This is a genomic window from Occallatibacter savannae, assembly GCF_003131205.1.
GTDB lineage: Bacteria > Acidobacteriota > Terriglobia > Terriglobales > Acidobacteriaceae > Telmatobacter > Telmatobacter savannae.
The window spans coordinates 273,928-290,852 of record NZ_QFFY01000001.1; the positions used below are offsets into that span (position 1 = coordinate 273,928).

A 16,925-nucleotide genomic window follows, 5' to 3' on the forward strand; every position below is an offset into this window, starting at 1 on the left:
GGTAGGCGGCGCAAGGCCGTTGAAGGAGAGTTATGCATCGTTTCAAAGGCAAGGTTGCCATCGTGACCGGCGCGGGTTCTGGAATAGGTCAGGGAATCGCGGAACGGCTCGGCTGCGAGGGAGCCAAGGTCATTGTTGACTATGTGGGCAGCCCCGAAGGTGCGAAGGAAACAGAGGAGGCGATCGAGAAGGCCGGTGGAGAAGGGAAGATTGTTCAGGCAGACGTCACGCGCATCAACGATGTGCAGTGCCTGGTGGATACCGCGTGGGATCAGTTCGGGTCGGCGGACATCCTGGTGAACAACGCCGGCGTGGAGAAGAAGTCGGAGTTCTGGGAGACGACCGAAGCGGACTACGACCTGGTGATGAACGTGAATCTGCGCGGGCCTTTCTTTCTGACTCAGGCTTTTGTGCGGCGGTTGCGCGATGCGAAGAAGCCGGGGCGGATCGTGAACATCAGCTCCGTGCATGAGGACATGGTGTTTCCGGGTTTTGCTTCATACTGCTGCAGCAAGGGCGGATTGCGCATGCTGATGCGGGATTTGGCCGTGGAGCTTGGTCCGCTTGGCATCACGGTGAACAACATCGCGCCTGGAGCGATTGCAACGCCGATCAATAAGTCGCTGCTTGAGAACAAGCCGATGCTGAATGCGCTGCTGAAAAACATCCCCCTGGGGCGGATGGGCACGCCCGAGGACGTGGCTGCGATGGTGGCTTATCTTGCTTCAGACGAGGCGTCCTACGTGACGGGATCGACGTTCGTGATCGACGGCGGATTGATGCGGAACTACAAGGAACAGTAACGGGGACTCATGTCTGTACGGATCGAAGATTATGCGTTGATCGGAGATTGCGAAACGGCGGCGCTGGTGGATTGCAATGGATCGATTGACTGGCTCTGCTGGCCGGCGTTTTCGTCGGAGGCGTGTTTCGCGAAGCTGCTCGGTACGGAAGAAAACGGATACTGGCGCATCGCTCCGACGGATGGCGAGTGGAGGACGACGCGCAAGTATCGGGAACACACGCTCATCGTTGAGACCGTGTTTGAGACGACGGATTGGGCGGTGCGTCTCACAGACTTCATGCCGGTGCGCGGGAAGAACTCTGACGTGGTGCGCTTTGTCGAGGGGATTCGCGGCGAGACGCGGATGCGGATGGAACTTTGCCTGCGCTTCGATTATGGGCGGTCGGTTCCGTGGGTGAATCGAATCGAGAAGGGTGTTCGCGCGATCGCCGGACCAAACCTGTGCGTGCTTCGCGCTTCAGTTCCCACGCATGGCGAGGACATGCGGACGATAGCCGAGTTTCCGGTGAAAGCAGGCAGGCGTGTGTGGTTCACGCTGACCTACGGGCCGTCGCACAAAGAAGATCCGGCGGAGATCGATGTCGATCAGGCGTACAAAGACACCGTCGGGTTTTGGGAGGAGTGGACGGGAAAGCTGAAGTTCGATGGAGAGCATCGCGAGATCGTGGAGCGTTCGCTGATCACTCTGAAGGCGATGACGTATCTCCCGACCGGTGGAGTGGTGGCGGCGATTACGACCTCGCTGCCGGAGTCGCTGGGCGGCGTGCGCAACTGGGATTATCGCTACTGCTGGCTGCGCGATACGACGTTTACGTTGCTGGCGCTGGCCAACGGCGGCTATTACGAGGAAGCAGCCGCATGGCAGGACTGGCTGCTGCGCGCGCTCGGCGGAAGTCCCGACCAGGTGCAGATCATGTATGGCCTGCGTGGCGAGAGGCAACTGCAGGAATGGACCGTGGACTGGTTGTCGGGATACGAGAATTCGAAGCCGGTGCGGATCGGCAACGCGGCGGCGATGCAGACGCAGCTCGATATCTATGGGGAGATGCTGGACTCGTTCTATCATGCGCAGCACAAGATGGGACGGCATTGCGAGCAGGACTTTCGAATCCTTGTTCAGCTGCTCAAGCATTTGGAGGAGATATGGGACAAGCCGGATCAGGGAATCTGGGAGACGCGCGGAGGACCGCAGCAGTTCACGTATTCGAAGCTGATGGCGTGGGTTGCGTTCGATCGTGCAGTAATGCTGGCCGAGGAACTGAAGTACAAAGCACCGCTGGATCGCTGGAAGCAGCTGCGCGACGAGATACACCGGCAGATCTGCGATCAGGGATTCAGCAAGAAGCGAAACAGCTTTGTTCAGGTGTACGGCGGCGATGAGCTGGATGCATCGCTGCTGCTGATGCCCCTGGTCGGATTTCTGCCCGGTACAGATGAGCGGATCAAGGGCACGGTCGAGGAGATCCGACAGAACCTGATGCAAGACGGATTGGTGCTGCGCTATAACACCTCGCGCGTGAAGGATGGCCTGCCGCCGGGCGAAGGCGTCTTTCTTGCATGCAGCTTCTGGATGGTGAGCAGCTTGAAGGCGGTGGGCCGCCAGGAGGAAGCTCGAGAGCTGTTCAAGAAGCTGCTGGAACTGCCGAACGATCTGGGATTGCTGTCGGAGGAATATGATCCGAAGGCGAAGGGGCTGGTCGGAAATTTTCCGCAGGCGTTCTCGCACATCGCGCTGGTGAATGCGGCGTTCGATCTCGAGGACGGAGAGGGTGTGCGGGAACGGGCGCGGCGCGAGCAAAGCCGTTAGGGTGTGCAAACAGGCGAAACGCCGGAGTTGATCCGGCGTTTCGTGTTTTGTGAGTTGAGCGCCGAAGTTACACGTGAGCGTGGCGGAGCGGCGCAGCGACCGGCTGCTTCGTAGCCAGATAGCGATCTACGGCTGCGGCTGCTTTGCGTCCTTCAGAGATAGCCCACACGACAAGAGACTGCCCGCGACGCATGTCTCCGGCGGCGAAAATCCCATCGACGGACGTCATGTACTCGCTGTTGGTGGAGACGTTACCGCGCTGGTCGAGAGCCACGCCGAGCTGCTCGATCATTCCGTTCTTCACCGGGCCAAGGAAGCCCATGGCCAGAAGAACGAGATCGACGTCGTGGGTGAACTCGGAGTCACAGACGGGCTCGAACTTCGGAGGCGGACCCACACGGCACATATGAACCTGCTTCACATTGCCGTTTTCGTCGCCGGTGAATTTGAGGCTGTTGATGGCCCAGTCGCGGATGCCGCCCTCTTCGTGCGCGCTTTCCGTGCGCAGTTGGAGGGGCCAGAGAGGCCAGGGCGTCGAGCCTGCGCGCGTCTCGGGCGGCTTGGGCATGATCTCGATCTGATGAACGCTCTTCGCGCCCTGACGATGGCTCGTGCCGAGGCAGTCGGCGCCCGTGTCGCCGCCGCCGATGATGAGCACGCGCTTGCCGGTGGCGAGGATCGCGGTCGAGGGATCGACAGTGTCGCCCTCGTTGCGGCGGTTCTGCTGGGGCAGGAACTCCATTGCGAAGTGAATGCCTTTGAGCTCGCGGCCTTCGATCTTGAGGTCGCGTGGCTGTTCAGCGCCGCCGGCGAGAAGAATCGCGTCATAGTGGCCGGTCAGTGTGTCGACGGGGACGTTGCCGCCCACGTGTGCATTTGTGAGGAAGGTGACGCCCTCGGCACGCATCTGGTTGAGACGGCGATCGAGGACGTGCTTCTCAAGCTTGAAGTTGGGAATGCCGTAGCGGAGAAGGCCGCCGATGCGGTCGTTTTTCTCGTATACGGTGACGGAGTGGCCGGCGCGACGGAGCTGCTGCGCGGCGGCGAGTCCGGCGGGGCCGCTGCCGATGACGGCGACACGCTTGCCAGTGTTGAACTCAGGCGGCTCTGGGTGAATCCAGCCTTCGTCCCATGCGCGTTCGACGATGCTGCGCTCGATGACCTTGATGGAGACGGCAGGAGCGTTGATGCCAAGCACGCAAGCCGCTTCGCACGGTGCGGGGCAGATGCGTCCGGTGAACTCGGGGAAGTTGTTCGTCGCGTGCAGGCGGCGAATCGCGCTCTGCCAACGGCCGTTGTAGGCAAGATCGTTCCAATCGGGGATAAGGTTGTTGACAGGGCAGCCGGTGTGGCAGAAGGGAACGCCGCAGTCCATGCAGCGTGCGCTCTGGTCGCGCTGCTTCTCTTCGGGGAACGGCTCGTAGATCTCGAACCAATCCTTGATGCGCTCGGCTTTATCGCGGCGTGTCGGTTGTTCGCGATCGATTTCGAGGAATCCTGTGACTTTACCCATGCTGCACCTCGGCTGCTGCCTCAACCTGAGGCGCGGAAGAAATTGGGGGTGAGTAGACGGTGTCGACGCGTTCTACGCCGAGGACGCGCTTGTACTCGTGGGGGAAGACCTTGATGAACTTCGGCTGCGCCTCAGCCCAGTGCTCGAGGACCCATGCGGCGCGCGGGCTGCCGGTGAAGTCGCGATGGCGCTCGAGAAGAGCGCGGACTTCAGCAACGTCGGCATCGGAGACGAGCGGCTCGAGATCTACGCTGGCTTTGTTGCAGCGGCGCGAGGAGAAGTCGCCCTGATCGTCAAAGACGAAGGCGCGACCGCCGCTCATGCCTGCGGCGAAGTTGCGGCCGGTTGTGCCGAGGACGATGACGGTGCCGTTTGTCATGTATTCGCAGCCGTGATCGCCAACGCCTTCGACCACAGCCGTTGCGCCGGAGTTGCGAACGGCGAAGCGCTCGCCGGCGATGCCGTTGAGAAAGACTTCGCCGCTGGTCGCGCCGTAGAGTACGACGTTGCCGACGAGGATGCTTTCTTCGGGAAGGAAGAAGGAGGTCTTCGGCGGGTAGGCGATGATGCGCCCCCCTGAGAGGCCCTTGCCAAGATAGTCGTTGCTGTCGCCTTCAAGCTCGAGTGTGACTCCGGTGGGCACGAATGCTCCGAAGCTCTGGCCCGCGGAACCTTCGAACTTGAAGTGAATCGTGTTGTCAGGCAGGCCAGCCGAGCCGTAGCGCATGGCGATCTGCCCGCCAAGCATGGCGCCGACGGTACGATGCACGTTGCGGATGGCGAAGCTGCCGGTCACAGGAGTTTTCGATTCGAGCGCCGGCTTGGCCTTGGCGATCAGCTGGTGATCGAGTGCCTGGTCGAGGCCATGATCCTGCGCCTGTACCTTGCGGCGAGCCACACGAGAGGGAACCGTCGGCGCGTAGAGGATGGATGACAGGTCGATGCCCTTGGCCTTCCAGTGCGCGTCTGCGATGGAGGCGTCGATTTTGTCGACACGGCCGACCATCTCGTCGAACTTGCGGAAGCCGAGTTTTGCCATGTGCTGCCGGATCTGCTCGGCGATGAAGAAGAAGAAATTGATGACGTGCTCGGGCTGTCCGGTAAAGCGCGCGCGCAGGACGGGGTCCTGTGTGGCAATGCCGACGGAACAGGTGTTGAGGTGGCACTTGCGCATCATGATGCAGCCCATCGCAATGAGCGGCGTGGTTGCGAAGCCGAACTCTTCGGCGCCGAGCAGCGCAGCGATCACGACGTCACGGCCGGTCTGGAGCTTACCGTCGGTCTGGACCTTGATGCGGCCGCGGAGGTCGTTGAGCAGGAGGACCTGCTGGGTTTCCGCGAGGCCGAGCTCCCAGGGAAGGCCGGCATGCTTGATCGAGCTGAGCGGGGAAGCGCCGGTGCCGCCGGTGTCGCCGGAGATGAGGACGACGTCGGCGTGCGCCTTCGATACGCCGGCGGCCACCGTACCGACTCCGACTTCGGAGACGAGCTTGACGGCGATGCGCGCCTGCGGGTTGACGTTCTTCAGGTCGTAGATGAGCTGCGCGAGATCTTCGATGGAGTAGATGTCGTGATGCGGCGGGGGCGAGATGAGACCGACGCCAGGGATGGAGTGGCGGGTCTTGGCGATCACTTCGTCGACCTTGTGGCCGGGAAGCTGGCCGCCTTCGCCGGGCTTCGCGCCCTGCGCCATCTTGATCTGAAGCTCGTCGGCGTTGACGAGGTAGTTGGTTGTCACACCGAAGCGGCCGCTGGCAATCTGCTTCACCGCGCTGCGGCGGCTGTCACCGTTTGCGTCGCGCGTGAAGCGTTCTTCGTCTTCGCCACCTTCGCCGGTGTTCGACATGCCGCCGAGGCGGTTCATGGCGATGGCGAGGGTTTCGTGCGCTTCCTTACTGATCGATCCGTAGCTCATGGCGCCAGTGGTGAAGCGCTTGACGATTTCCTTCGCAGGCTCGACTTCTTCGATTGGGATCGCTGTGTCGTAGTACTTCAGCTTGAGCAGTCCGCGCAGCGTGCAGAGGTTGCGGTTCTGCTCGTCGAGGAGGTCGGTGTACTCCTGGAAGGTGGTGGCGTTATTGGCGCGGACCGAGTGCTGCAGCTTGCTGATGGTCGCTGGATTGAGCAGGTGATACTCGCCGCCTTCGCGGTACTGATAATGGCCGCCTACGACGAGCTCGGTTTCAGATTCGGTGAGCGGCTGGAAGGCGAATGCGTGTTTCATCTGCGCTTCGCGAGCGAGCACGTCAAGCCCGACACCTTCGATACGCGACGCGGTCCCGGGGAAGTAGGTCTCGACGAGATGTTGATTGAGGCCGACAGCTTCGAAGACCTGCGCACCGCGGTAGCTCTGCAGCGTGCTAATGCCCATTTTCGAGAAGGTCTTGAGCAGGCCCTTGTTGATGCCCTTGATGAAGTTCTTCTCCGCGTGATTGGCGGAGACGCTGTGCGGAAGCAGGCCGCGGCGCTTCAGGTCGTGCAGTGTCTCGATGGCCAGATACGGGTTGATGGCGCTGGCACCGTATCCGATGAGCAGGGCAAAGTGCATCACCTCGCGCGGCTCTCCGCTCTCGATGATGAGCGCGACCTGGGTGCGGGTCTTCTCTTTGACGAGGCGGTTGTGAACTGCGGCCATCGCGAGAAGGCTGGGGATCGGTGCGTAGGTCGAGTCGACGCCGCGGTCAGAGATGATGAGCAGCGTGTAACCAGAGGCTACAGCGTGGGCGGCGCGTGCGCTGAGCTCGTCAAGAGCCGAGCGGAGTCCCACTTCGCCATCTGCGGCGCGGAAGAGCGCGGGAAGCGTGGTGGCGAGCAAATCGCCGGACGAGACGCGGCGCAGCTTCTCGAGATCGCGGTTCGACAGAATCGGATGCGGCAGCTTCAGCGTGTGGCAATTTTCCGGATTCTCGTCGAGGATGTTGCGCTCGGTTCCGATATAGCTGATGAGCGACATCACAAGTTCTTCGCGGATCGGGTCGATCGGCGGATTGGTGACCTGCGCAAAGAGCTGTTTGAAGTAATTGAAGAGCGGCTGCGGCCGGTCGGAGAGGCAGGCGAGCGGTGTGTCCGTGCCCATCGAGCCGACGGGTTCCTCGCCACGGGAGCCCATGGGCCCGAGGAGGATGCGGAGATCCTCTTCGCTATAGCCATAGGCGCGCTGGCGGCGAAGGAGGGTTTCGGGATTCGACGCGATAACGCGCGAGGGCTCCGGCAGAGCGTCCAGCGTGACCTGCTGCTGTTTCAGCCACTCGCCGTATGGCTGGCGTGCGGCGAGAGTCTTCTTGATTTCGGCATCGGAGATGATACGCTTTTCAATCGTGTCGACGAGGAACATGCGGCCCGGCTGCAGGCGGCCCTTCTTGCGGATGTCCTCGGCGGGAACATCGAGAACGCCGGCTTCGGAGGCGAGGACGACCAGATCGTCCTTGGTAACGATGTAGCGGCCCGGACGGAGGCCATTGCGGTCGAGTGTTGCGCCGACGACGCGGCCATCGGTAAAGGCGATTGCGGCGGGGCCATCCCACGGCTCCATCAGTGACGCGTGGTACTCGTAGAAGGCGCGCTTGTCCTCATCCATATCGGGATTGCCTGCCCAGGCTTCGGGGATGAGCATGGCCATGACGTGCGGAAGCGAACGGCCCGACTGGAACAGGAACTCGACGGCGTTGTCGAGGCCGGCTGAATCGCTGCCCTCGGGCGTGACGATGGGATAGAGATCGTTGATCTTGTCGCCGAAGTGCTCAGTCTCGCAGACGGACTGGCGGGCGTTCATCCAGCTAACGTTGCCGCGAATGGTGTTGATTTCGCCGTTGTGGGCGACGTAGCGGTATGGGTGCGCCAGCTTCCAGCTTGGAAAGGTGTTGGTGGAGAAGCGCTGGTGAACGAGACACAGCGCGCTGGTGACGAGCGGGTTCGCAAGCTCGAAGTAGAACTTCTCAATCTGCGGCGCCAGCATCAGGCCTTTGTAAATGATGGTTCGACAGGAGAACGAGGGAACGTAGAAGAACTCCTTCTCTTCAATGTCGGAGTCGGCGATCTCGTTCTCGGTGCGGCGGCGGACGAGGTACAGACGTCGCTCGAAGTCGTCCTCGCTCATGCCGTCCGGACGGCCGACGAAGAACTGCTCAATATAGGGCTGCGAGGCGCGGGCTTCGCGGCCGATGGCATCGCCGTTGACCGGGGTGTCGCGCCAGCCGAGGACCTTGAGGCCCTCAGCGGCAGCCATACGCTCAAACACGCCCTCGCACTGCAGGCGGCTGTGCTTGTCGACGGGAAGGAAAACCATCGCGACAGCGTATTCGCCGGGACCCGGAAGGGGAATGCCGAGTTCGCCGCACTCGCGCGCGAAGAAGACATGAGGGATCTGGATAAGAATGCCGGCGCCATCGCCCGTCTCCGGGTCGCAACCCGCTGCTCCGCGATGGGTGAGGTTGATTAGAACCTCAAGTCCCTTCCGGATAATGTCGTGGCTTTTTTCGCCGCGAATGCTGGCGACAAGACCCATGCCGCACGCATCGTGTTCATTGCGCGGGTGATAGAGGCCTTGAGGATCGGGGATACGAAGGCGATGATCCGATGTCTGCATTGGTACCTTCTCTTATGGAATAAGGTCGATCAAGCAATCCAGTTGTCGTGAACGGCAAAGACACAATCAGCGAGGCGTCACCAAATTGGGAACAGCCGGTTAGTCCAGTGGCCTGTCGTGGCAGGCCGGTGCACATGGGGTTAGTGCTGAACTTTTAATGATAGCTGAAATTTCGACGCACCAATCCCGAATTGCAGGATTAGTGAATTTCGCCCCTGTTTTCCACAATGCGACGCACGTTTTCCGCGTGCGGGGTCAGTGAAGAGGTCAGAGCTTGCAAATCAGCAGTTCGCGCTCGTAGATCATCTCCGGCGGCAGGTGATCGTGGAGCTCGATAAAGAGCTCTTCGTGCGCAATCACTTCCTTACGCCACGCCGCGCGGTCCACTCTTATCAATTCGTCGAATTCTTCGCGCGGAAAGTCGAGGCCGGACCAGTCGATGTCCTCGTATCTGGGAACCCAGCCGACCGGGGTTTCACGGCCGCGCCCATGGCCTTGAACGCGCTCGACGATCCAGCGCAGCACGCGCATGTTCTCGCTGAAGCCGGGCCAGAGGAACTTGCCGCTCTCGTCTTTGCGGAACCAGTTGACCTGGAAGATGCGAGGAGTGGCGTCGAGGCCGCGCTGCATCTTGATCCAGTGCCGGAAGTAGTCGCCCATGTGGTAGCCGCAGAAAGGCAGCATGGCCATGGGGTCGCGGCGGATTTTACCGACGGCTCCGGCGGCGGCTGCCGTAGTCTCAGAACCCATGGTTGCACCGATGTAGACGCCACTGGACCAGTTGAACGCCTGGTAGATCAAGGGCAGTGTGTGGGTGCGACGGCCGCCGAAGATGATGGCGCTGATGGGTACGCCTTCGGGCGATTCCCAGTCTGGGTCCATGGTGGGGCATTGCGACGCGGGCGCGGTGAAGCGGCCATTGGGATGCGCAGCGGTGGTGCCGTTCTTCTTGCCGATCGCGGGCGTCCACTTATCGCCTCGCCAGTCGAGGCACTCCGCTGGGGCCTTCTCGGTCATTCCTTCCCACCACACACCGCCATCGGGAGTGAGTGCGACGTTGGTGAAGATGGAGTTGCGCGAGAGCGCCGCCATGGCGGCTGGGTTCGTTTTGGCGCTGGTGCCGGGAGCGACGCCGAAGAAGCCCGCTTCGGGGTTGATTCCGCGAAGCTGGCCTTTGGCATCCGGCTTGAGCCACGCGATGTCGTCACCGACCGTCGATACCTTCCATCCCGCCATTGCCTTGGGCGGAATCAGCATGGCGAAGTTGGTCTTGCCGCAAGCCGACGGAAACGCCGCGGCGACATAGGTCTTTTCGCCTTCGGGGCTTTCGACGCCGAGGATGAGCATGTGCTCGGCCATCCAGCCTTCGTCGCGGGCGATGTTGGAGGCGATGCGCAGAGCGAAACACTTTTTGCTGAGGAGGGCGTTGCCGCCATACCCCGAACCGTACGACCAGATCTCGCGTGTCTCAGGGAAGTGGACGATGTACTTGGTGTCATTGCATGGCCAAGGCACGTCCTGCTGTCCGGGCTTCAAGGGAGCGCCGACGGTATGCATGCACGGAACGACGCGCTTCTCGTCCTTATCGATCTCGGCAAAGACGGGCGCGCCGATGCGCGCCATGATGCGCATGTTCACGACGACGTAGGGGGAATCAGTGAGCTGAACGCCGATGCCGGACATGGGGGAGCCGACCGGGCCCATGCTGAAGGGCAGAACGTACATGGTGCGGCCCTGCATGCAGCCTTTGAAGAGCTGCTTGAGCCGGCGGCGCATTACGTAGGGGTCTTCCCAATTGTTGGTGGGTCCGGCGGCGTCTTTTGAAAGGGAGCAGATGAAGGTGCGGTCTTCTACACGGGCAACATCATTAGGAGCGGAGCGGGCGTAGAAGCATCCGGGCCACTTCTTCTCATCGAGGCGGGTAAAGGTGCCGGCGGCCACCAGGCGATCGCAGAGGAAGTCGTACTCCTCTTTGGAGCCATCTACCCAGTGGATGGAGTCAGGGCGGCAGAGCTCGGCCATCTTTTCGACCCAGCGAATCAGATGTTTATTGGTTGTAGGGGGCGTCTGGGTAGAGGGGTGCTCGTGATGCAGAACAGAGTTCTTCATATGGGTAGTCGTGCTCCCGCCTATGGTTTACAGGCTATCTAATTAGACACAAGTGATGGAAGGGTCTGAGCCATCGTACATTGCCGATTGGATGCACGGGTGTGATGGCGGGTACAGCCCGAGGTTCAGAACTCGTGGTGCTGGTCGATGACCTCGGCAAGGTTGTGCGGTTCGATCCCGGCACCCTCGGATTCCGCCTGTTTGCGGACCTTCGCTACCGCCAGCCAGTTGTCTTTGTGCGGCTGCTCGGCGATCCATGGTGGGAGGGGCATGCAGAGGTGGTCGCTGAGAGAGGCTGCATAGCCTTCATATAGGGCGCGCAGGTTGCGGAGGCGCTCATAAGACTGGCCGTCACGGCAGACACTAACGCCGCTCTGGCATAGGAGCGAGTAGAGCCGTTCGTAACGCTCGGGAGGAAGGCGGTCGGGCACATTCTGCGCTGGAGTGAGCGAGAAGACTTGCGCGAGGTCGACCAGCGCGTGTCGGGCCATGGCGAAGGTGAGTTGCGCCTGACGCGCCTCATGCCCGCGGACTCCCGCAATGAGCAGGGCAGAGGTATCGAGAATTGCGGTGAGCGCACCGACCCAGCTCTGGTTGGTGTGCTGCGAGCGGTAGTAGCAGAGCAGCGTGTAGGAGATGTGGCTTTCGAGCAGCTCGGCCGACCAGCGTTCCCACTCGGTGAGCAGCGTGGAGAGCTCTACTTCAGAACCCTCGAAGGAGTGCCGCCGCATGAGCTCGGCTGCAGTCGGCGGAGACCCTGCGCGGGCATCAAGCAGAGAGATGCTGACCTCGCGCCGCGAGAACGCGCCATAGAGAACAGGGAAGTAGCCCATGACGACGGCGAGAAAGCCGAAACCTGTTCCCGCTTCAAGCGTGCAGAGGACGCGGGCAATTTGTCCATGCGGCGTGACATCGCCAAGGCCGAGGGTGAAGAAGTTCGTTCCGCTGACGTAGAGGTCAGAGAAGTAGCTGAGCTGGCGCGATGAGTCGTTGAAGGGATTCCCAAGCGAGTAGTAGATCAGCGAAAAGCCGAAAACCATGCCGCAGGCCCACACGATGAGCAGAAAGATCAGCGAGAGAGGTCCGTAGAAGCTCAGAATGGTCTCGCGCTTTCGCGGATGCGTGATGCTCATCGCCACGGCGCGCCACGGAACCCACGTTGCGATGTAGAAGATGCGCGTGAGGCGCAGGCGCCCCGCTGCGCGACGCGGCAGAATGACCGTCTGAAAAGCATCGAGGAGAACGATAAGAATGCAAAGGATACCGGCGAAGGTAGTAAGGGTGCGCATCGATCTCGGCTTCGACCTCTTCGGGGCAAAGGGTGGTCGAGTTGAAACCACCCTTTGTGAGTTCAGGGTATCCTATGCCGATAGTGGCGGAGCCTGGCAAAGCGCTTCTCGGACTGGGTGTCCTGCTTGCGATCGTGGGAGCCGGTCTGTTACTTGCCTCGCGCTTCGGAGTGCCTCTGGGGCGCCTGCCTGGCGACATCTCCTACCGTGGCAAGAACGTTTCGGTGTTCTTTCCGCTGGGCACATCGATTCTGGTGAGCGTAGCGCTCTCGGTGATCTTCTACTTGATCTCGCGATTCCGGAGATAGGCGTTTTCATCAGACAACTCCGGCTTCGATGTGCCGCAGGCGGGCAAGGCGGGTATGTTCGAGATCGCCACGATAGAACATGTTGAAAGTGTCGAAGGGAATGAGGCGTTTTCCGTCCGGGTGAGCGATATGGATGCAGCTCTTCTTTACGCTGCGTACGTCAAACGCTTCCGCATCGATGAACTGCACGATAAGAACGCGGAAGAGGTTCTTGTAACCAAGATTCTTCGGGAGAAGTACCTTGGGCAGGCAACACAGCAACTCGCGTAATGTAGAGGCCTGCGAGGCCGGCGAGTGGTTCGTCGCGAAAAGCTTGAACAGATGATCGCGCAGCCCGGCTTCCTGCTCGTACACGATTGTGTTGCGTGCGCCGTCGATCAGGATTTCAGGCGGGATCATTCCCGTAAGCGGAACCACCTTCGAGTCAAGCTTGAGAGCATAGGCCATGGCAAGCGCATCGGGATGGCAGGGAACGGGAATGAGGTCCTCGGGCCGAAAGACTTGGGTTTGCTCGAGAATGCGGCGGCGAACTTCAGTAAGGGTCAGCCGATGATGCGCTGACTGAAAGCCCTGGACGCGGCCGGCCTGTTGCACCGGTTGAATCGTGACGCCGCGGACTGCGGGCTGTTGGAGCGCGAAGTCGATGATCGAGCCAAGCTCGTCGTCGTTGACGCCCCGCTCAACGGTGACCACCAGGGTGGTAGAGATCCCCAAATTGTTCAGGCGTTCCAAAGCTTTCTCGCGAATGCTTCTCAAATCCGCGCCCCGCAACTGCATCAGGGGTTCTCGTCGCAAAGAGTCGAACTGCAGGTAGACCTCGAACTGGGGCATAAACTGCGCGAGCCGTTTGGCAAAGTCGGCGTCCAGCGCAATTCGGATCCCGTTGGTGTTGACCATCAAATGCCGGATTGGGCGCTCCTTGCACATCTCCAGAACGCGGAAGAAGTCGGGATGCAGCGTAGGCTCGCCTCCGGAGATTTGCACGACATCGGGCTGCTTCTCGTTGCGCACCACGCAGTCGAGCATCGCCTCTAACTGATCGAGGGAGCGGAACTCTGTCCGGTGCTGGCCGCTTCCGGCGTAACAGATCGGGCAGGTGAGATTGCATGCGTCGCAGATCTCAACGAGTGTCAGGCAACTGTGCTGCTCATGGTCAGGGCAGAGACCGCAATCGTACGGGCAGCCGTACTTGACGGGTGTGTTGTAGACCATCGGCTGTTCGGGAGTTTTGATGAAGACTTCGCGCGAACGGCGATAGTAATCGACGTCATCGGCGACGAGAACTCGCTGGTGCCCATGTTCGGGACAGCGCTTGAGCATCCACACCTTACTGTCTTCGAAGACGACCTTGGCATCGACGCGGCGGTAGCAAGTGGAGCAAACAGAGATCGCGACATCGTAGAAAAGATAAGGGCGCAGTTTGTCAGTCATGGAGCGCTTCTTTGATGAGTACCGAGATCCAGACCATAGAACGAGTCTCCTAAATCCATCGCCAGCCAGTAAGCGGCTTCATGCCGTACTTCCCTGGAGTTCCAGCCATCTGAGGGAAGGCCTTTGTCGAACGCCATTCTGAACTTCGTATTCTGTTCCGGGTTCTGCCACAGCAGGCGGCCATCGCAAGCTGTGAGTGTTGACGACGCTTTCAGATCGAAGGCCCATTCCTGCCTCCGGTCAGTAACGTGAAAGATCGACGCCGACTTCCGAACGATTTTGATTCGAAGGATCGGGTCATTTGGGCTGGAGGTCCGCGATTGTCTCGCGCGAAGGATGAATTCCTTCCACAGCTGATTGAAGTTCGAGACTACTTCCCGGCTCATCGCGCCGCCATCGATGACGTCCTGACCGGACGCATCCTGAACTTCGACTGAGAAGGTGCGGATATGTCCAAGATAGGGCGGCAGCGGGGGAGGCGCGACGTGTTCCGGCGGAAGGAAGCACGCCCCCACTCCGACGATTGCAACTGCACATCCGAGCGCCAGCAGCTTCTTTCGCAGCATGCCGGAATGGTAGAGAATGAAATGGCCCCTCGGGATACGTGTGTGACACTTTGCAAAGTGACCCTCTCCGCGGAAAAGCTAAAACCTGTCTGAATCCGTATCGTTTGCTGATTCACCGGCGGGCGTAGTGCCTGACGTTGCGGCAGCACCGTCGGATGGTCGGTAGAAAATCAGAAATGCTATCAGGACCAGGAAGACAACGCCGGCCAGCAGAGCCTCGACCATCATGTAACCCAAAGCGTCGTAGTTGTGGTTCAAGTGTGTGCCCAGGGTTTGGTCGGACCAGGAAACGGTGGCCGGGGTCCCAAAACACAGACCGATTTGCAGAATGAGTGTTGTCGCGATGATCGCGATCGCCTTGGCCCGCCTGCTCTTTTGTTGCCACCAGCTTTGAAAGCTCATAACGATGTGCCTTCCTTATCGCGATAGCTTCACTTGCGAACGCCCATGATGGTGGCGATTACCCACAAGATGAACGTAATGACTAAGCCGGCAGCAGAAAGCACCATCAGCACCAGTTCGGCGATTGCGAGAGGAAGCATGGCGTCATTCGCTCCCGACCGCCTGGAAAATGCGACGAGAGCCGTCAGTCCGCACGCTCCCAAGGAGACGACCAGTGCAATGGCGAGCACGGAAAAGAGTTTTGCGAAGTTGATTCGACTAAGCAATTGCCGCATCGTTCGAGGCCCTTCCGCGCAGATTTCGCAGATCGTTCAAAAAGAAGACGGCCAGCGCAGCAAGGCCGCTTGCGCATGCCCATTGAATCACGTTCATTCCGCCGACGAGCGGTTGCGGCTTGAAGAAGTCGATTACGATCCGCCAGCCCAGGTACGCAGCTAGAAATATCCGGAAGCGCTGCCCATTGGGAAGAAAGGCTAGTCGGCTCAGCGCAAATGCCAATATGGCCAGAAAGATGATTTCGTAAAGCTGGGTCGGATGGCGTCCGATCCCGTCGCCAAAGTCTACTGCCCACGGCAGCTGCGTCGGCTTTCCAAACGTATCATCGGAGAGCCCCGCTACAAAACATCCGACCCGCCCCACTGCGATCCCTAAGCAAAGCGGAATCACGAATAGATCTCCAGTCCGTGATTGGATTCCGCTGACCCGTTTCGCGATCTCGACGCCGAGCCAGCCCCCCAGCAAGCCGCCGACGATGGTCTTGCCTCCCGGCGTAAACAGGAGGGCGATGATGTGCCCCGAACGGAAGGCGCTGAGAGCCGTAGGCCACTGCTCTGCAATCCCGAGGATGCGGCTGCCCAGCAGCGCCCCGACTGCGGCGGCGGCAATCACGGTCCACCGCTGCGACTCGGGGATGATGTCGCCCTGCCTCTCCCGGGCCCGACGAAATGCAGCGTACCCCGAAGCATAGGCCAAGGTTTCGAAGATGGGGTGCCACAGAGGATGCGAACCGATCGGGATCATTTCGGCCCAGTATACGAGGGGAGAGATGAAGGATCTTTTGACGGATGGCAAGAGCCCGGCTGGACTGCGAAGCTTTTCCGCTTCTGGATTCACAGACAGCACGCCCCGCTGCGATTGCTCGCGGCGGGGCGTGATTGTGCAGCGGGGCAGGTGTAGTTACCGCTTCACAATCTTTTCGAGACGAGGATCGGTCCAGAGCATGGCGAATTCCTGGTCCTTGTAGACCCGTCCCATCTCCGGGAAGCGCCCGTCTCGCGCGCGTTGCAGATACTCGAGCGCGCCGTCGATGTTGCCGCGCTTCGCATACGCTTTGGCGATCAGGAAGTTGACGCGGGCGCGCTGTTCGGGCGTGCTGACGCGGGCCGAGACTCCGGATGCGCTATCGCTCAGGATGTCCGCATCGAGTTCAAGAGCGCGGGCGTATTCGGTCATGGCGCGATCGATTTGATTCATGCCCATCCACGCTTCGGCCAAATTGAGATGAGCCGGCGCGCTCGACTCATCGAGTTCCAGCGCCTGTTTCAGATACTTCACGGCGTTCTTGTACTTCTTATCGAGGTACGAGACGGCGCCTAGATTGTTCAGCGCCGATATGTTGCGCGGATCGTATTTGAGCGCCTGGCTGAAGTGCTTGCGAGCCGGACCGCGATCGCCGATCTTCAGTTCCGCGATTCCGAGCTTGTTGAGGACGGCCGGGTTGCGGGGATCGGCGCGGAGCGCCTGCTGGTAGTAGTTGATCGCCAGGATGAAGTTGTTGTGGACCCGCTCGAGGTCGCCTCTCATTTCTGCCGATTTTGAAATTTGAAGGGCATCGGGTTTCGGCAGGTCCAGTACAGATTCCGCTCTGAGTACCGGCGCCGCAAAGAACGCCAGGCTGGTAACCGCGATTAAGGCGAAGAGTGTGCGCATCGTTCTACCTCTCATACGGAGCATCTCGCTCGACCCTGCCGATCGATGTCTTCGAACCGCTCACGTCCAGCTCAGTAAACGCCAGGCGAAGTGCGGGAACAACGCTACACCTGCTACCTGACGGTTGCGGGACGTACCATACGGTCGCCGTTCATCCCTATCTGCCTGCCTGCATGGGTGT

At 60.4% G+C, this 16,925-nt stretch carries 13 protein-coding genes; 3 read left to right on the plus strand and 10 right to left on the minus strand.

Annotated elements, in window-relative coordinates; all coding sequences use genetic code 11:
- The first annotated feature begins 32 nt into the window (after positions 1-32).
- Both DHV10_RS01235 and DHV10_RS01240 read left to right on the plus strand, forming a co-directional pair.
- Positions 33-803 (plus strand): SDR family NAD(P)-dependent oxidoreductase, encoded by a 771-nt coding sequence (locus DHV10_RS01235; protein ID WP_109484505.1) that lies wholly within the window; start codon positions 33-35, stop codon positions 801-803.
- Positions 804-812: 9 nt separating this feature from the next.
- Positions 813-2,612 (plus strand): glycoside hydrolase family 15 protein, encoded by a 1,800-nt coding sequence (locus DHV10_RS01240; protein ID WP_109484506.1) that lies wholly within the window; start codon positions 813-815, stop codon positions 2,610-2,612.
- Positions 2,613-2,679: 67 nt separating this feature from the next.
- Here the strand turns inward: DHV10_RS01240 and DHV10_RS01245 are convergent, their stop codons facing one another.
- The 4 genes from DHV10_RS01245 to DHV10_RS01260 form a co-directional block, all read right to left on the minus strand.
- Entirely contained in the window at positions 2,680-4,125 is a 1,446-nt protein-coding gene (locus tag DHV10_RS01245) for a glutamate synthase subunit beta (RefSeq protein WP_109484507.1), read from the minus strand.
- Positions 4,118-8,710 carry a glutamate synthase large subunit gene (gltB, locus tag DHV10_RS01250; protein ID WP_109484508.1) on the minus strand — a complete coding sequence of 1,531 codons (4,593 nt, stop codon included), beginning with the start codon at positions 8,708-8,710 and terminating at the stop codon, positions 4,118-4,120. The genes DHV10_RS01245 and gltB overlap by 8 nt, the downstream gene beginning before the upstream one ends.
- A 267-nt stretch (positions 8,711-8,977) precedes the next feature.
- The gene (locus DHV10_RS01255; RefSeq protein ID WP_109484509.1) at positions 8,978-10,819 is read right to left on the minus strand and encodes a phosphoenolpyruvate carboxykinase (GTP); all 1,842 of its coding nucleotides are present in this window, start codon (positions 10,817-10,819) and stop codon (positions 8,978-8,980) included.
- A gap of 125 nt (positions 10,820-10,944) precedes the next feature.
- On the minus strand, positions 10,945-12,108 hold the full coding sequence (locus DHV10_RS01260; protein ID WP_109484510.1) for a potassium channel family protein: 1,164 nt from the start codon (positions 12,106-12,108) through the stop codon (positions 10,945-10,947).
- Positions 12,109-12,182: 74 nt separating this feature from the next.
- Between DHV10_RS01260 and DHV10_RS01265 the strand changes: the two genes are divergently transcribed.
- The gene (locus tag DHV10_RS01265; RefSeq protein ID WP_239461240.1) at positions 12,183-12,416 is read left to right on the plus strand and encodes a DUF2905 domain-containing protein; all 234 of its coding nucleotides are present in this window, start codon (positions 12,183-12,185) and stop codon (positions 12,414-12,416) included.
- A 9-nt stretch (positions 12,417-12,425) separates the two neighbouring features.
- On the opposite strand, the gene DHV10_RS01270 is transcribed toward DHV10_RS01265, so the two are convergent.
- The 6 genes from DHV10_RS01270 to DHV10_RS01295 form a co-directional block, all read right to left on the minus strand.
- The gene (locus DHV10_RS01270) at positions 12,426-13,847 is read right to left on the minus strand and encodes a radical SAM protein (RefSeq protein WP_109484511.1); all 1,422 of its coding nucleotides are present in this window, start codon (positions 13,845-13,847) and stop codon (positions 12,426-12,428) included.
- Positions 13,844-14,413, minus strand: coding sequence for a hypothetical protein (locus DHV10_RS01275; protein WP_109484512.1), 570 nt, complete (start codon positions 14,411-14,413; stop codon positions 13,844-13,846). Before DHV10_RS01275 ends, DHV10_RS01270 begins: the two co-directional genes overlap by 4 nt.
- A gap of 78 nt (positions 14,414-14,491) precedes the next feature.
- On the minus strand, positions 14,492-14,815 hold the full coding sequence (locus DHV10_RS01280) for a hypothetical protein (protein ID WP_109484513.1): 324 nt from the start codon (positions 14,813-14,815) through the stop codon (positions 14,492-14,494).
- 29 nt (positions 14,816-14,844) lie between these two features.
- Positions 14,845-15,090: a hypothetical protein gene (locus DHV10_RS01285; protein ID WP_109484514.1), complete on the minus strand. Its 246-nt coding sequence runs from the start codon at positions 15,088-15,090 to the stop codon at positions 14,845-14,847.
- Positions 15,074-15,835, minus strand: a complete 762-nt coding sequence (locus DHV10_RS01290) for a prolipoprotein diacylglyceryl transferase (RefSeq protein ID WP_109485646.1) — start codon at positions 15,833-15,835, stop codon at positions 15,074-15,076. Before DHV10_RS01290 ends, DHV10_RS01285 begins: the two co-directional genes overlap by 17 nt.
- 156 nt (positions 15,836-15,991) lie before the next feature.
- Positions 15,992-16,744 (minus strand): tetratricopeptide repeat protein, encoded by a 753-nt coding sequence (locus DHV10_RS01295; protein ID WP_162601107.1) that lies wholly within the window; start codon positions 16,742-16,744, stop codon positions 15,992-15,994.
- Between the last annotated feature and the right edge of the window lie 181 nt (positions 16,745-16,925).

Bases quoted from the DNA above. Each gene is read 5' to 3' on its own strand.
- DHV10_RS01295 (WP_162601107.1), bottom strand. From the start codon at position 16,744: ATGCGCACACTCTTCGCCTTAATCGCGGTTACCAGCCTGGCGTTCTTT.
- DHV10_RS01280 (WP_109484513.1), bottom strand. From the start codon at position 14,815: ATGAGCTTTCAAAGCTGGTGGCAACAAAAGAGCAGGCGGGCCAAGGCG.
- gltB (WP_109484508.1), bottom strand. From the start codon at position 8,710: ATGCAGACATCGGATCATCGCCTTCGTATCCCCGATCCTCAAGGCCTC.
- DHV10_RS01275 (WP_109484512.1), bottom strand. From the start codon at position 14,413: ATGCTGCGAAAGAAGCTGCTGGCGCTCGGATGTGCAGTTGCAATCGTC.
- DHV10_RS01270 (WP_109484511.1), bottom strand. From the start codon at position 13,847: ATGACTGACAAACTGCGCCCTTATCTTTTCTACGATGTCGCGATCTCT.
- DHV10_RS01240 (WP_109484506.1), top strand. From the start codon at position 813: ATGTCTGTACGGATCGAAGATTATGCGTTGATCGGAGATTGCGAAACG.
- DHV10_RS01245 (WP_109484507.1), bottom strand. From the start codon at position 4,125: ATGGGTAAAGTCACAGGATTCCTCGAAATCGATCGCGAACAACCGACA.
- DHV10_RS01255 (WP_109484509.1), bottom strand. From the start codon at position 10,819: ATGAAGAACTCTGTTCTGCATCACGAGCACCCCTCTACCCAGACGCCC.
- DHV10_RS01235 (WP_109484505.1), top strand. From the start codon at position 33: ATGCATCGTTTCAAAGGCAAGGTTGCCATCGTGACCGGCGCGGGTTCT.
- DHV10_RS01290 (WP_109485646.1), bottom strand. From the start codon at position 15,835: ATGATCCCGATCGGTTCGCATCCTCTGTGGCACCCCATCTTCGAAACC.
- DHV10_RS01285 (WP_109484514.1), bottom strand. From the start codon at position 15,090: ATGCGGCAATTGCTTAGTCGAATCAACTTCGCAAAACTCTTTTCCGTG.
- DHV10_RS01260 (WP_109484510.1), bottom strand. From the start codon at position 12,108: ATGCGCACCCTTACTACCTTCGCCGGTATCCTTTGCATTCTTATCGTT.
- DHV10_RS01265 (WP_239461240.1), top strand. From the start codon at position 12,183: ATGCCGATAGTGGCGGAGCCTGGCAAAGCGCTTCTCGGACTGGGTGTC.